The organism is Leucobacter coleopterorum (assembly GCF_011382985.1).
GTDB classification, from domain to species: Bacteria; Actinomycetota; Actinomycetes; order Actinomycetales; family Microbacteriaceae; genus Leucobacter; species Leucobacter coleopterorum.
In genome coordinates this window covers 409,628-424,463 of record NZ_CP049933.1, presented here as the reverse complement: position 1 = coordinate 424,463, position 14,836 = coordinate 409,628, and the positions used below count along the sequence as shown (strand labels likewise).

At 62.5% G+C, this 14,836-nt stretch carries 14 protein-coding genes, 1 tRNA gene and 1 pseudogene; 13 read left to right on the top strand and 3 right to left on the bottom strand.

Annotated elements, in window-relative coordinates; all coding sequences use genetic code 11:
- Positions 1-22: 22 nt before the first annotated feature.
- The 5 genes from G7066_RS02025 (at position 23) to G7066_RS02005 (ending at position 5,050) form a co-directional block, all read left to right on the top strand.
- Positions 23-541 carry a hypothetical protein gene (locus tag G7066_RS02025; RefSeq protein WP_166328661.1) on the top strand — a complete coding sequence of 173 codons (519 nt, stop codon included), beginning with the start codon at positions 23-25 and terminating at the stop codon, positions 539-541.
- Positions 513-1,229 carry a sensor histidine kinase gene (locus tag G7066_RS02020; RefSeq protein ID WP_166328659.1) on the top strand — a complete coding sequence of 239 codons (717 nt, stop codon included), beginning with the start codon at positions 513-515 and terminating at the stop codon, positions 1,227-1,229. The genes G7066_RS02025 and G7066_RS02020 overlap by 29 nt, the downstream gene beginning before the upstream one ends.
- 3 nt (positions 1,230-1,232) lie before the next feature.
- Positions 1,233-1,859: a response regulator gene (locus tag G7066_RS02015; protein WP_166328657.1), complete on the top strand. Its 627-nt coding sequence runs from the start codon at positions 1,233-1,235 to the stop codon at positions 1,857-1,859.
- Positions 1,860-2,150: 291 nt separating this feature from the next.
- The gene (locus G7066_RS02010; protein WP_166328655.1) at positions 2,151-3,683 is read left to right on the top strand and encodes a DUF4822 domain-containing protein; all 1,533 of its coding nucleotides are present in this window, start codon (positions 2,151-2,153) and stop codon (positions 3,681-3,683) included.
- A gap of 89 nt (positions 3,684-3,772) precedes the next feature.
- The gene (locus G7066_RS02005; protein ID WP_166328653.1) at positions 3,773-5,050 is read left to right on the top strand and encodes an ATP-dependent DNA helicase; all 1,278 of its coding nucleotides are present in this window, start codon (positions 3,773-3,775) and stop codon (positions 5,048-5,050) included.
- Here G7066_RS02005 and G7066_RS16770 read toward each other — a convergent pair.
- Positions 5,047-6,054, bottom strand: a complete 1,008-nt coding sequence (locus tag G7066_RS16770) for a biliverdin-producing heme oxygenase (protein ID WP_280116188.1) — start codon at positions 6,052-6,054, stop codon at positions 5,047-5,049. The genes G7066_RS02005 and G7066_RS16770 overlap by 4 nt on opposite strands.
- An 84-nt stretch (positions 6,055-6,138) precedes the next feature.
- Between G7066_RS16770 and G7066_RS01995 the strand changes: the two genes are divergently transcribed.
- Positions 6,139-7,422, top strand: coding sequence for a serine hydrolase domain-containing protein (locus G7066_RS01995; RefSeq protein ID WP_244303180.1), 1,284 nt, complete (start codon positions 6,139-6,141; stop codon positions 7,420-7,422).
- Positions 7,423-7,490: 68 nt separating this feature from the next.
- Positions 7,491-7,564: transfer RNA gene (locus G7066_RS01990), tRNA-Gly, on the top strand.
- A 26-nt stretch (positions 7,565-7,590) separates the two neighbouring features.
- Here the strand turns inward: G7066_RS01990 and G7066_RS01985 are convergent.
- Both G7066_RS01985 and G7066_RS01980 read right to left on the bottom strand, forming a co-directional pair.
- Positions 7,591-8,130: a methylated-DNA--[protein]-cysteine S-methyltransferase gene (locus tag G7066_RS01985; protein WP_166328651.1), complete on the bottom strand. Its 540-nt coding sequence runs from the start codon at positions 8,128-8,130 to the stop codon at positions 7,591-7,593.
- On the bottom strand, positions 8,127-9,698 hold the full coding sequence (locus tag G7066_RS01980) for a DNA-3-methyladenine glycosylase 2 family protein (RefSeq protein ID WP_166328649.1): 1,572 nt from the start codon (positions 9,696-9,698) through the stop codon (positions 8,127-8,129). Before G7066_RS01980 ends, G7066_RS01985 begins: the two co-directional genes overlap by 4 nt.
- A gap of 92 nt (positions 9,699-9,790) precedes the next feature.
- Between G7066_RS01980 and G7066_RS01975 the strand changes: the two genes are divergently transcribed.
- The 6 genes and pseudogenes from G7066_RS01975 to G7066_RS01955 all read left to right on the top strand — a co-directional run bounded on the left by G7066_RS01975 (position 9,791) and on the right by G7066_RS01955 (position 14,730).
- Positions 9,791-10,369, top strand: coding sequence for a TetR/AcrR family transcriptional regulator (locus G7066_RS01975; RefSeq protein WP_166328647.1), 579 nt, complete (start codon positions 9,791-9,793; stop codon positions 10,367-10,369).
- A gap of 110 nt (positions 10,370-10,479) precedes the next feature.
- Positions 10,480-11,640 (top strand): ornithine cyclodeaminase family protein, encoded by a 1,161-nt coding sequence (locus G7066_RS01970; RefSeq protein ID WP_244303178.1) that lies wholly within the window; start codon positions 10,480-10,482, stop codon positions 11,638-11,640.
- An 8-nt stretch (positions 11,641-11,648) separates the two neighbouring features.
- Positions 11,649-12,862: pseudogene (gene solA, locus G7066_RS01965) on the top strand (N-methyl-L-tryptophan oxidase).
- A 73-nt stretch (positions 12,863-12,935) separates the two neighbouring features.
- On the top strand, positions 12,936-13,901 hold the full coding sequence (locus G7066_RS01960; protein ID WP_166328643.1) for an ABC transporter ATP-binding protein: 966 nt from the start codon (positions 12,936-12,938) through the stop codon (positions 13,899-13,901).
- On the top strand, positions 13,898-14,149 hold the full coding sequence (locus G7066_RS15500) for a hypothetical protein (RefSeq protein ID WP_244303173.1): 252 nt from the start codon (positions 13,898-13,900) through the stop codon (positions 14,147-14,149). The genes G7066_RS01960 and G7066_RS15500 overlap by 4 nt, the downstream gene beginning before the upstream one ends.
- On the top strand, positions 14,149-14,730 hold the full coding sequence (locus G7066_RS01955) for a hypothetical protein (RefSeq protein WP_244303171.1): 582 nt from the start codon (positions 14,149-14,151) through the stop codon (positions 14,728-14,730). Before G7066_RS15500 ends, G7066_RS01955 begins: the two co-directional genes overlap by 1 nt.
- The last annotated feature ends 106 nt before the right edge of the window (positions 14,731-14,836 follow it).

Genomic DNA, 14,836 nt, shown 5'->3' with positions numbered 1-14,836 from the left:
CGCTCGACTTAAGGACCATCGCGTGACACGAACCACAGACGCTCTCGATATGCCAAGGCGGCGTGACCTACTGCGGGCGATGGATCTTGCGGTCGACATTGGTTTCGGCGTACTGCTGCTCGTTTGCGGCGTTCGGTACTTCATTTATCACCCGCTCACCGGCAACGGTCCGCTGATCCTCGCCCTCGCCATTTGTGCCGGAGTCAGCTACGCGGTCGGTGTACTCGGGCGTCAGCAGCCCCAACCCACCGCGAGCCCCCGCCTCACCTCTGTGCGATCCCGCCAGGGCCTCGGCCTGCTGCTCGCGACCGCGTTCTGGCTGCCGCTCGTGGTGCTGGCTCCCTCATTTGGCTGGTGCGCCTTCGCACTATTCTTTGCCGTGCACCGCGTGCTCAGCGGACGGGTTGCCGCTATTCTCTCGTTTGCGGTCGTCGTGGCGGTCAGCCTCGGCCTGTTTTTCATGTCGCGGGTCAGGATCTGGGTCTCGTTCTCGGCCCCTTCTTTGGGGCCTTGTGCTCGCCTACGCCTACTCGAGCCTTGACCGCGCGCTCGCCTCACAGCAGTGCCTCATTTCAGAGCTGGTCGAGACGCGCTCGCAACTCGCGCAGTCGGAGCGTGAGGCCGGGGCTCTCGCCGAGCGGGGCCGCGTCGCGAGCGAGCTTCACGACACGGTGGTGCAGCGGACCGCGGGTGCGCTGATCCTGCTCGAATCAGACGAGCTCAGCGAGGGGCGTCCTTCCAGCGCCGTCGCCGAGGCCCGCGAGGCGCTGCGCGACGCGCTCGTTGAGACGCGACAGCTGCTGCACGGCCTTGAACTACCACGCGACGCCGCGGTCTCGCTCAGCCAGACACTGCGGGTGCAGGCCGAGGCGGCGGGCGCTACGTTTGCGGTGTCAGGATCACCGCAACCCGTGACCGCGGCCGTCGGTCACGCCCTGCAGCGCATCACCCGGGAGGCGCTGATCAACATCTCGAAACACGCTGGTGCCTCCACTGTGCGTGTGACGCTAAACTACTTTCCCGATGCCATCGGGGTAGATATCGCTGACAACGGGATTGGGTTTGATTCCGAGAGTTCAGCCGTTGCAGAGGGTGCTGGTGGGTTCGGGATCCGGGCTATGCGCTGGCGGGCCAGCACCCTCGGCGGCGAGCTATCAGTTGAATCCCAACCGGGGCATGGCACCGTTGTTGCCGCTATTGTGCCGCTCACGGGAGTTGCAGAGGAGTAAGCCATGGTCAAAATACTGCTCGTTGACGATCACCCGGTGCTTCGACACGGGGTGCGAACTCTGCTCGACACCCAGCCCGACTTCGAGGTGGTTGCCGAGGCAGGGTCGCTGGAAGAGGTCTCGGCGCGACTTGCTGCGCTGCCCGTCGATGTAGCACTCGTGGACCTCGATCTAGGGCCCGATAAACCCGGTGGAATCGAGGTGACCTCTGCAATTCGGCGCACCCATGAATCCGTCAAGGTGCTCATATTCACCGCGTACGATTCGGACGCGGATATTGTGCGCGCGGTAGAGGCAGGAGCAGCCGGGTACCTGGTGAAAGACAGCCGACCAGCCGACCTCTTCCAGGCGATTCGTTCTGCGGTGCTCGGCAGCGAAGCGATGCCGGGCGCCATTGCGGAGCGACTACGGCAGCGCGGAGACCGTCCGTTGGAGACGCTCACAAGCCGAGAACTTGAGGTGCTGACGCTCGCGGCGAAGGGCCTCTCGAACCGCGAACTCGCGCGCAAGTTGGTGGTGAGTGAGGCAACAGTAAAGACCCATCTGCACCACGCCTCAACCAAACTGGGAACCGAGAACAGGCAGGCCGCCGTGGCCGCGGCGGTGAAGCAGGGGTTGATTCGGATTTGAGGGCTGGTGGGCTGCCCGGGTCCCGCCCTTTTAGCCCCTCGAGAGTGCATTTTTACATGATTTTTCGCAACAGAACATGCAAAAGTGAGCTCTCGAGGGGCGTGTCGCGGCGGTCACGCAGAGATACAGCGTCGCCTCAAGAGCGTCTTGCCTGGCAAAGACGCAGCTCAGCAGGTTCAACCGAATGATTGATGTGAGTTATTTTGCGCGTCCGTAGCGTGGTTGTCATCGCCTCAGCACACCGAGTTCGAGGCGAGATGTACACCCCCGACTAGACAGGAACTCGCACGTATGCCCGTTCGCAAATCACACAAGCTCGGATCGTTGATGGTCACTTCGGCGCTCGCAGCCGCCGCCCTCTGCGCTCTGCCCGCCGCCGGCGCACTTGCCGTCGACACGCCCACCACTTTTTCTAGCGCGCCCACGCAAGTGGCCGCTACGCCGTCGGACACTCTCGCTGCCACACCGTGGGAAACCACCGGTGCCGTCAACCAGAACGGTGACGAGGTCGCGCTGACCGATCCCGCTGTCTCAAACTTCGTCGGCTGGGCCTACTACAAGACCGACGGCACCTTCAAGATGTACAACCTCGACGACACCCCCAAGATGCAGGGTGACTGGACGGTCTCTGCCGACGGTGCGAGCCGCACCCTCGTCGCAAAAGACGCCAACGGCAACGTACTCTTCACCCGTGTTGTGCCGATCACCGTTCTCACCGACGCCGAGTTCACGTACCGGATCATCCCCGATGCTGCAAACCCCGACGTCTACTACGACATCATTCACACGCCCACCACGCACACCGAGCCCGGCACCGTGTCTCCCTCCGCCGTTCTCGCTTCGACCCCGTGGCAGACCACCGGCGCCGTCAACCAGAACGGTGACGAGGTCGCGCTGACCGACCCCGCCGTCGCAAACTTCGTCGGCTGGGCCTACTACAAGACCGACGGCACCTTCACCATGTACAACCTCGACGACACCCCCAAGATGCGAGGTGACTGGGTCGTTTCACCAGACGGGACGACGAGAACCCTCGTCGCTAAAGACGCCGAGGGCAACGTGCTCTTCACCCGCGTCGTCCCCATCACGGTACTGACTAACGAAGAGTTCACCTACCGCATCACCCCCGATGCAGCGAACCCCGACGTCTACTACGACATCGTGCACACACCGACCACGCACGTGGAGCCCCAGATAGTAGAGCCGCCGACTCCCAAGCCTGTCTACGAGGCTCGTAAGACACCGGTCTTTGGTGACACTCCGGTCTCGCACAAGTTCTACAAAGAGATCGACTGGATGAACTTCACGGGCTACTCGACCGGTTGGCGTCAGCCAGCAGGCAAGCCGCTGTACAAGCCGCAAGATAAGCTGTCGCGGGAAGCGATGGCAGCGTTTATCTTCCGCATGGAAGCCGACAAGAGCTACCGGGCACCGAAGGTGTCACCGTTCGCGGACGTGACCACAAAGGACACGTTCTACAAAGAGATCGCTTGGATGTGGGAGCAGAAACTCTCAACCGGATACAGGCAGTCGAGCGGCAAGCCTGAGTTCCACCCGAAGGAAGAACTGTCGCGCGAAGCGATGGCAGCGTTTATCTACCGTCTCGAGAGCCCGAAAGACTTTACGGCCCCGGCAACGTCACCACTTGCAGACATGAAGCAGGGGATGCCGTTCTACAAGGAGATCTCGTGGATGTACGCCGAGGGTCTGACGACCGGCAACAAGGTCGGCAGCACCAAGGAGTTCTGGCCGAAAGACAAGCTGTCACGCGAGGCAATGGCCGCGTTCATCTTCCGCCTTGCCAACGACTACCGCACTCCCTGAACAGGTGGGAGCCATAGTCGCTCGCCGCTAGCGATTCGTGGGGGTGCGGGCTTCAAACCCGCACCCCCACTTCAGAGTACGCTGGACGAGTGGCACGCCCCGACCTCAGCCCTGAACAGCTCGCCGTTTACGAACGCATCGAACACACCCGCGAGCACATTTTTGTGACGGGTCGCGCGGGCACGGGCAAGTCGACGATCCTGAACCACCTCGCCTGGAACACCAGCAAGATCATCGCCGTGTGCGCGCCGACCGGCGTCGCGGCGCTCAACGTTGGCGGCCAGACCATCCACTCGCTGCTGCGGCTGCCAACCGGGGTCATCGCCGACCAAGATCTGGATCAGCCCGCCGAACTGAAGAAGATGCTTGCATCAATCGATACCCTGGTTATCGACGAGATCTCCATGGTGTCGGCTGACCTTATGGACGCGATTGACCGCTCGCTCAGAATCGCCCGCGGCAAAAAACACGATCCGTTTGGTGGCGCGCAGATCATCATGTTCGGGGATCCGTACCAGCTGCCCCCGGTACCACCCCGAGACCCGCACGAGCGGGCCTATTTTCACGACACCTATCGTTCGCTCTGGTTCTTTGACGCGAAGGTGTGGTCGAGCGCTCCCATCGCGGCTATCGAGCTCACAGAGGTTCACCGACAGCGTGACGATCGCTTCAAGCAGATCCTTGGTGCTGTGCGCCATGGGGTTGTCGAGGCGGATCAGGCGGAGGAGCTCAACGCTGCCGGATCCCGAGCCGCGCCCCGCGACGTGATCACTCTCGCCACAACCAACGCCGTGGTGAACAAGATCAACGCCGAGCGCCTCGCCGAAATCAAGGGCACACCGCTCAAGGCGGTCGCCGAGATCAATGGCGAGTTTCGAGAAAACACCTACCCCGCCGACGAGGTACTTGAACTCAAGCCGGGTGCCCAGGTGATGTTTCTGCGCAACGACTCCGACGGCCGCTGGGTGAACGGCACCATCGGCACGGTGTCTCGCGTCGACGGGACCGTGTGGGTGGAGATTGCCGGATCCGACGAGGAATTTGAGGTCGAACCGACCACCTGGGAGCGGTACCGCTACCGCTACGACGCCGAGACCAAAAAACTTGAGAAGGAAGTCGTGGCCGAGTTCGAGCAGTTTCCGCTGCGGCTCGCCTGGGCCGTCACCGTGCACAAGTCGCAGGGGCACACCTACGACGCCGCCGTGATTGACCTCGGCCCGCGCGCGTTCAGCGCCGGGCAGACGTACGTGGCGCTCAGCCGCGTGCGTTCACTCGACGGGCTCTACCTGAGGCGTCCGCTGCAGCCGCGCGACGTGATCGTTGACCCGAACGTGGTGCGCTTCATGACCGAAAACGGGGTCGGTTAGGCGGCAGCCTTCTGGCGGCTCAGGTCAACGAACACCGCGGTATTAAAACCGTAGGCGATCCGCACCTCTTCGAGAAAGCGCTCGCGTTCGGTCTCGTCCATGTTCGCCCCAAGACGATCAAGCCCGGCGCGGTACGTGTTCTTGAACTCAGGAATCGAGCCAAGCTCAGCAAAGTTGTAGAACTCGATGCCACCATCAGTGAGATCGTGCTGCCTCGCAACAAGCTTTGCGATCATCTGGCCACCCGAGAGGTCACCAAGGTAGCGCGTGTAGTGGTGCGCCACGATGCCGGGGAGCCACTTCTCAGCCGCGATCTCACGAATGCGCGCTGCGTAGGCCTCAGTTGCTGGGGTCGGCGCGATGCGCTCGTGCCAGTCATCACCGATCAGGTACACAAGGTCGGCCTGCGCCGCACCCAGGCGCACGAGAGCCGCCGGGTGAAACTCTGCGAAGGCAGGGTCAGTGACGAGTTGCTCCGCCGCGGCCTCGAGGGCCTCGTACATAAAGAAGTGCTGGGCGACCAGGGCAACGTAGTCTTGCTTCGTGCCGCGACCCTTGATGATGTCGTCCATGAACCCTGCGCCCTCACTGTCGGAGTGATCCGACCAGGAGGTCTCACGAATAACCTTCGAGAAGGCTTTGCTCTCATCTGCAGAGACGTCCTGCGGAAGTGCCGTGCCGTGCGGGTGCTCAGCGGCCGTTTTGTGTTCCTCGCGCGGCGTGACCCCGAGTCGTTCGCAGGCAGTCTTGTAGAGAACCACAACCTCACGACGGATCTCGGGGCGCTCTGAAATCGGTCCGCTCGGCCACGCGACAGCGAGAACTTTCTCGCCGTCGGCGTCGGTAACACGCCAGATACCAGCCTCTTCGTTCAGGCCAATCATCGTACTGGCCGTTGCGCCGGGCCGCCCGAAAGCGCGCGCGATCAAGAGATTATCTTCTGGGTGGTCTCCGTTCATATGCCCTGTAACTGCGGCAATCACGGTCTCCGAAAATCTACTCACCCGCTCAGTCTAGTAAGGTTCCCCTCACTTAGCCCGTCCCCGGCATTTTTTCACAGCCGAACACAGTAGACTCTCGCCAGTTCTGTGTCCCCGCAGAGATTGGCGGTTGAGTTGTTTTCGAAGTCCACGCGTCGCGCACGCTTCGCGACCCTTGGCGTGCTCGCTGTAGCGGCGCTCGGTCTTTCCGCATGCACTAGCAGCGGATCTAGCACTCCTACGGTCGATGCCAACACGATCGATAGTTCGCTCGCTTCAAGCATCGACGATGCCATCGCAACGGCAATGAAGCAGAGCGGGTCAACCGAGGCGATCATTGGCGTCTGGGGCAATGACGGCACCGAATATGTTCGCGGATATGGCAGCAACAAGATCGGCGGCAACAGTCCGATCCGCGCAGCCCAGGCCGCGCAACCGGTGATGTGTGCTCTGCTCATGGACATGGCTGGCTCCGGAAAACCGGCTCTCGATCGCGAGATCTCGAAGGATCTGACCCGACAGGTCGGCATCGATGGCGTCACCTACGGCGAACTCTGCACGATGACCTCTGGTATTGCGGACTTCAAAACAGGTTTTGCAGACATCTTCACGAACAATCCGACCCGCGTTTGGCCAGAGCAGGAACTCATCGCGCAGGGTCTTGTTGATACACCCCCGACCAAACCCGATGCTGAGCCGACCTTCCGTCAGTCCGACACAAACGCGGTACTGCTCTCACGTGTGCTCCGCGTGAAGACCGGGGAAGAGACGCAGCAGTTGCTGAGCGACCACGTGTTCGACAAGGCGGATATGGGCTCAAGCTATTTCCCTGATCCAGATGACGACACGCTCTCGGATTCCGCGATGACCGGGCTCACCTACCCCTCCAGTGGTGGCAAGCCCGTGTGCGACGCCGACGTTGTGAAGGTACCCAAGGTCTCAACCTCGATGCTGGCTGGAGCGGGCGGCACGGTCACCACTGTCTCGGATCTCAAGACCTTCTACACTCATTTCTTCGACGGCACGTTTGGTGGCGAGAAGATGTCTGCGGTCACGAAAGAAACCATTCCCACCGAAAAAGTGAAGGCCGGCGAAGAGCCTGCAACGCCCGACCCCAACGAACGCCTGTGGGCATTCGGCATGGAAAAGCAGGGGCCACTCTACGGTAGGGCTGGCGCCATAACCGGCACCCTAACGACAGCCTTCCACGATCCAGATTCGGGCTACACCGTGATCGTGGCGCTAAACAACTCGTCGGCGGGAGCCGCGTTTGTGAAGGCACTCGGCTTCGAGATTGCAGCACTCTCGGCGAATGCTGGGATCGCACCGGATATGACCTGGTCGGCAGAAGATCAAACAGCTCTGCTGGAGAAGGGTGCGATCTGCCAGTAGCTTTTGCGACACGGCTTCGCAGCACTTCTGCTAGGGTTGTGGAGTTGGAATCACGATGATTCCACCCCGGGGATGTAGTTCAATGGTAGAACTTCAGCTTCCCAAGCTGATAGCGCGGGTTCGATTCCCGTCATCCCCTCCAATTCTTTTTCTCGTTCAGAGGCGCACCTACAGCACCACACCCTCGTGCCGCAGCAAGGCCTCCTTAATGTCGGTGCCAAACAAAAACCCACCGAGCCCACCGTCGGTGCGCACGATCCTGTGGCACGGCACCACAAGCGCCACCAGATTGTTGGCGCAGCCCGAGGCCGCCGCGCGCACCGCGGAGGGCCGCCCGGCGAGCGCCGCGAGTTCCGTGTAGGTCACTGCGGCACCACCCGGAACCTCACGCAGAGCGCGCCAGACATCTCCGCGGAACGGGGTCTCGGGCTGCGCAACTGGCAGCACGTCGATGGCCGTAATGTCGCCGGCAGCATAGGCACGCAGCGCGTCGGGAACAGCTCCGTCTGAGGTCGCCTCAGCGGCAAGACCTCGCGAGGCAATCTCAGGATCCAGCACCTCCAACCGCGTCATCAGGCTCGTAGCACTCGGATCCCCCTCAGTCGCAAACCCACCCGCACGGATCGCTCCGTCCTCAGGGGTCCAGATGGCGTGAAACGGGTGCCCCACAACCTCAACGACGGTCCAAGCGAGCGGTGCAGCATTCATTTCTGTTCCTTTCGTGCGGTCGCTTCCAAGAAGTCAGACCAGAGGTACTGGGTGGCGTACCCGCGATACGGGCGCCATGATTGTGCCAGCGCAATGGCTTCACGGTCGCTCGTCACGCCGAGGGCGCGGCGCAAGATCAGGTCACCGGCGGGGTAAGCATCGGGATCACCAAGCGCCCGCATCGCCACGAGTTCAACGGTCCACGGGCCAATCCCGCGAAGTGCAAGCAGTTCAGCGCGAGCGCGATCCCGGTCTGCCCCGGCGCCAAGATCGAGGCCGTTGGCCAACGCAGAGGCGAGTGTGCTCAGCGTCGCCGCGCGTGCACGCGTGAGCCCGAGTTGCTCGCGCAGATCGTCGACCGAGATCGCGGCAACAAGCGCGGGATCGGGAGCGGCCTTGAAACCGGCAGCCACACCAGCCCCTGACGCAACCTTGGTCTCAAAGCCCGCGGCAAGACGCCCCTGCAGGGTGCGAGCGGCGGCGAGCGAAACCTGCTGTCCAAGCACCGTGCCAAGCGCAAACTCTTGCGGGTGCCGCGCACCGGGCAGGCGCAGACCAGGCCAACGCTGCAGCAGGTTGCCGAGCACGGGATCTCCCGAGAAAGCCTCCGCTACTTGTGAAGGATCGGCGTCAAGATCGAGCAGGCGGCGCACCGCTTGAATCGCAGGCATCGTGTCGGCGAGACTCGGCAGCGTGAGCGTGACCGGGATCCCGACCGCGTCTGCACCACTCTCAAGCTGCTGTGAGACCTGCGGCACATCGTGCCAATCAATGCGCACCACGGCCGTGCCCCCGGGCACGTCAATAGCGTGTGCGGATGTGCCGTCCGCCGCAATTTCGTCGCGGCCCGGGATCGCGTGCGCCGCGAGATAGGCTCGCATCTCTTCGGCGGCGAACGGCGCTCGGGTTCGCAAGCGCAGGGCGAGCTTCGGGCGCTCGTCAGAGGTCGGCCCCTCGGGATCCTGGGCGCGACGTTGAGGCGATCCCGAGCCACGCCGCGGCAAGCCAGACGGCGCGACTCCAAACTCCTCGCGCATCGTGTCACCGAACTGGCGCACGCTGCCGAAGCCAGCGGCAAACGCGATGTCGGTGAGGGATAACTCGGTCTCTTCGATCAGAGCACGGGCCGCGTGAGCACGCCGGGTACGGGCGAGCTGCAGCGGGCTCGCCCCGACTTCTTCGATGAGCATCCTCCGCAGATGTCGCTCGCTCACGGCGAGCTCGTCGGCAAGGCCTGCCACTCCGACGGCGTCAACCGCACCGTCACGAATACGGCGCACGGCTCGGGCTACGAGATCACCGCGCGCGTCCCAGTCACGGGTGCCCGGAACGGCGTCGGGGCGGCAGCGCTTACACGCCCTGAATCCGGCCGCCACACACGCCGCTGCGCTCGAATAGAAGCGACAATTCTCGGGGCGGGGTTTGCGCGCGGGGCACGATGGGCGGCAGTAGATACCAGTGCTTGTGACTCCGAGGTACACCCTTCCGTCCCAGCGGGCGTCTCGCCCCGACGCGGCACGATAACACGCATCGAAGTCGAGCGTTGCGGGTGAGGATGCTGGGTTCATGTTGTCTATTCTCGCGTCATCCTGAACAGCATGCACGCGGAAATCGGACATAGTGGTGGCGGTGCCTCTCGTGGGATCGCTACGCTCGAGACATGGGAGATGCATCGGGCCGGACGGCGCTTCTGCGCGCCACGATAGTTGTCGTTGCCAGCGGAGGGCTGCGGGCGCTCACGTATCGTGCGGTCGCAGCAGAAGCTGGGGTATCGCACGGGCTCGTGCGACACCACTTCGGCACTCGGGATCAACTCATTGCCGAGGCGATGGAACTCGCAATCGACGAGAGCCTGCGCGGATCAAACATGCTCGAGAGCGGACTCACCGTTTCTGAGTTCGCCGCGGGCATCGAGACTCTTGCTGAGCGCGAAAGCGGCATTCAGTCGTTTCAGTATGAGCTGCTGCTCGAAACTCGCCGCCGCCCCGAACTGCGGCCATTTGCCAAACGTCACTACGAGGCGTATCGGGCAGCGATCCATAGCCAACTTGCCCGTCTGGGCGTCTCGGATCCTGGCCTCACTGATCTCATCTGGTTCACTCTCGACGGCATTGTATTCAAGCAGCTTGTTGCTCCGGGAGACGTTGGGCCCGCCGTACAGCGCATGCGGCAGCTTATTGAGTCGAGTATCTCTCATGGTGTGAGTACAGATCAACATTCTGAGCACTCACAAGGTTGATCTGCGCTCACACGCCAGGAAAAACCCGTCACGTGTTTTCATCGCACCTTGACTATCCAGATGGATAGTTTTAGGCTGTGTCCCATTCCACAACGAAGGGACACACCGCAGTGTCAGTTGAAACACAGTCAGACAAAACACAGTCAAACACCAAGATCGACTTTCTTTACCTCAGCGAGCCCGACATGATTCGCGCTGGCGTGACCAACATGGCCGAGTGCGTCGACACCATGTCAGAGATGCTGGGCCTGTTTGCCGCGGGCGACTACCGAATGGCCGGCACGGAGAATAATTCCCACGGCGCCCAGATCTTCTTTCCCGAAGAGGAACTCTTTCCTGGCATGCCGGTTGACGGCCCAGATCGCCGCTTCATGGCGATGCCCGCCTACCTCGGCGGCGACTACCAGGTGACCGGCTGCAAGTGGTACGGCTCGAACGTTGAAAACAAAAAGCACGGACTGCCGCGGTCGATCCTCATGTTCACCCTCAGCGACAAGGACACGGGCGCACCCCTCGCGATCATGTCGGCCAACCTGCTGAGCGCGTACCGCACGGGCGCGATCCCGGGCGTCGGCGCGCGCTACCTCGCCCGCGAAGATGCGCGGGTAGTCGGGATCGTGGGTCCGGGCCCCATGAACCGCACCTCACTCGAATCATTCGTGGCGGTGCGGCCAGGGATCACGACCGTCAAGGTGGCTGGCCGCAGCCAGGTAGGGGTCGACACCTTCATCGCATGGGCGCGCGAGAGGTTTCCGCAGATCACCACGATCAAGCAGGTCGCCGACATGGAGACCGCCGTGCGCGGCTCCGACATCGTGAGCATTGCCGTGCCCAGTCCCATGGGATCGGAGCACTACCCTCGCGTGAAAGACGAGTGGGTCAAGCCCGGTGCGTTCATCTGCTGCTCGGCTCACCTCGCGCTCGACGAGAGCCTGACGCTGCGCTCCCGCCACGTCGCCGACGCCCGCAAGATCTACCAGGCGTGGGCCGAAGAGCTGCCCGAGCCCGCGCACGAGACAGTCGGCATCTGGGGCATCCACCTAGTTGATCGCGTGCGCGAGGGCCGCATGACACCGGAGCAGTTCGAAGACATCGGCGAGATTATTCGCGGCGTCACCCCCGGACGCAAAAGCGACGACGAGATCTTCATCTACTCGGTCGGTGGCATGCCGGTTGAAGACGTGGCCTGGGCAACCAAGGTGTATCGCAACGCGGTGCGCGACGGCATCGGTACAAAGCTCAACCTGTGGGATGTGCCGGCATTGGCGTGATTGCCAGAATGCCGCACGAAACGACGAGACCACAAAGAAGAGAGACACGCATGGACCTGCAGAAAACAGACGTATTGGTCATCGGTGCCGGAGCCGTTGGGGCGATGGCACTGTGGCAGCTGAGCAAACGCGAGGGTGTCAGTGTCGTTGGCATTGAGCAGTACGGGCGCGTGCACTCGCACGGCTCCTACGCTGGTGAGTCACGAGTGTTCCGCACCGCGGTGCACGAGGGTGGCACGTACGTGCGCATGATCCAACGCTCGCGCGAACTATGGCGGGAACTCGAGGCAGAGTCTGGCCGCGACATCTACTACGAGGTTGGCGCGCTCAGCATTGCCCCCGAAGGGTTCCCCGATCTTGTCACGGCTCTCGGCACTGTTCGTGAGTTCGATCTACCCCACCGTGTGCTCAGCGACAGTGAACTGCGCAAGGAATACCCGCAGCATCGCATTCAAGACGGCGACATCGGCTTGCTCGACGCCCACGGCGGCGGACTACGACCCGAGGTCGCGATTATGAGCGCCCTCGATCTCGCAGAGGCGAACGGTGCGAGGCTGTTCTTCAACACCCCCGTGATCGGCATCGAGGAGCGCGCCGATGGGGTTGTCGTGCGCACAACACAGGGATCGTGGCTTGCGGGAAAAGTTGTCGTGGCGTCCGGATCATGGTCGACCCGCCTCTCCCCCGAGCTCAACGACCTGCTGCGGCTGCAGGTACTCGGTCTCACCTGGTTCATGCCACGCGATCCCGCCGCGTTCGCCCCCGACCGCTTCCCCGCGTTCCTGCGCGACGCGGGTCCCGTGCACTTCTTCGGTGCCCCCAGCTTCGACGGCTACGCGTTTAAGGCCTGCACAAACCCCGAGTGGCCTGTCTTCCGCGATGTCGCCGAGGTGCCGACGTCGCACACGCGCGAAGAACTGATCAAGATCGGGCAGCGTGCGGCCGAACTGTTCGAGGGATCAACCCCGAGCCCGTACGGCAGAGCGTGCACCACTGTGCGTACACTCCGGATCGCTTGCCCGTCGTAGACCGCAGTGCGAGCGGGCGGGTTGTTACACTCACGGGGCTCTCGGGCCACGGCTTCAAGTTTGCGCCGCAGCTCGGCGAGTGGGCCGCGCAGTTGGTTGCGGGCGACGACACGACCGTGGATCCGCGATTCGCACTCCCCGAGCACATGGAACGACTCGCGTCGCTCGGTGCATACACAGGTGGCGGGCACTAGCGCGCCTCCCCCGTCTCGCTCGTGATTCTGCCAAGCTTGTAGCGAAGGGGTCGGTGAGAGCAGGAGAGCAGGCATGGGAAGAGTCGAAGTCACCGGGCTGTCGAAACGATTCGGTGGGGTACAAGCCGTCCGATCCCTCAGTTTCACGGCCGAGCCGGGGCGTGTAACCGGATTCCTCGGGCCGAATGGCTCGGGCAAAACGACAACTCTGTCAATGGTGCTCGGTCTCGTGCGACCCGACAGTGGTTCGGCTACCATCGGCGGCACGCCCTACACCGAGCTTCCGCGCCCGGCACTCACCGTCGGGGCCTCGCTCTCAGCAGACTTCCACGCGGCGCACACCGGCCGTGCACACCTCGACATCGTGCGGCGCGCCATCGGGGTGCCCGCTTCCGAGGTCACCGCAAAGCTCGAACTCGTTGGGCTCAGCGACGCGGCAGACCGCAAGACCGGTGGCTACTCGCTCGGCATGCGGCAGCGGCTCGCGCTTGCCGCAGCACTGCTCGGAGACCCCGACGTGCTTCTGCTCGACGAGCCAATCAACGGCCTTGATCCCGAGGGCATTCACTGGATCAGATCTTTTCTCAGACGCCTCGCGAGTGAGGGAAAGACCGTTCTGCTGTCCTCCCACCTGCTCAGCGAAGTACAGCAGACGGTCGACGACGTTGTCGTGATTCGCCGGGGTGAACTCGCATTTGCGGGCACCCTAGCCGAACTGCAGCAAGGAAACAGCGAGCGCACCATTCTTGTCTCCGCGAACGACCAGACTGCGCTCGCTCGCGCACTCGAGCTCGCGGGGGCAAGGGTGCATGGCGTGCGCGGTAACGTCATGCGGGTTGTGGGGCTTGAGCCTGAAAAGATCGGCGAGCTTTCGCTCGCGACCGCGATCCCGCTATCGCACCTGAGTGTAGAAGAGACCGAACTTGAGCAGAGCTTCTTGGAGCTTATTGAGGGTGATGGATCCTCTGGTCCGTCGAGTCACGGTGCTTCGGGTGACGATGCCGAATCCTCAACCGCAACGGAAGGGGGTGCCTCATGAGTCGGCTGACACGGAGCCTGTCTTCCGAAATTCGTAAGGTGCGGTCGACGAGACTGTGGTGGATCCTCGCCATTGTGCTCGCGGGGTACTCGGCCATGATGAGCGCACTTTTCGCCTTCATGTTCAGCTCCATGGGCGAGTTGCTCGGTGGCAGCGGCATCGATATGCCAGCCCAGCAGACAGCAAACATGGTCTACTCGTCGGTGTCGACCTTTGGTTATGTGATCCCCTGTTGTTCGGTGCGCTAATGGCGACCGGAGAGATTCGTCACCGCACCCTCGGACTCACATTTATGCTCGAACCAAAACGCGGCGTCGTGCTCGCGAGCAAGTCGCTCGTGCTGTTCGGGATCGGCCTTGTGGTCGGATTGACTGGCCTGTTGGGGGCGGTAGGCGCGGGTGCCCCGGTTCTGCAGGCGACCGGTGGTGATGCAAGGCTCGGCAGCAGCGAAAGCTGGCTGCTCTTGCTTCGTGTGCTGTTCTCGATCGCTATCTGGGCGATCATTGGTTTCGGAGTGGGCATTCTGGTACGCAATCAGGCTTTTGCCATTGTGATAGCGCTCGTCTTCACGCAGTTTCTCGAGCCGGTGCTGCGCCTTGGCGCACAGTTCTGGGATTGGAGCGCGCAGGTCGCGAAGTTTTTACCCGGAGCGGCGACCGATGCCTTTGTCGGAGCGAGCGTGATGAACGACCTCTCTTTACTCGACCCGACGATGCCATCCAGTTCCGAGGGACTCGGCATCTGGACGGGGCTCGCAGTGCTGCTCGCATATGCCGTTGTTGCCGTGTTTGCCGGCTGGCTGTTCCGGTGGCGTAAGGACGTGGCATAGGACTCGTTCACTGTCGCAGTCAGGGGTTGGACTTTGACGCCGGCCTGGCCAACCCAGACTTTCTCCGAGAGCTCACTTTTACATGATTTTTGCGCGGATAATCATG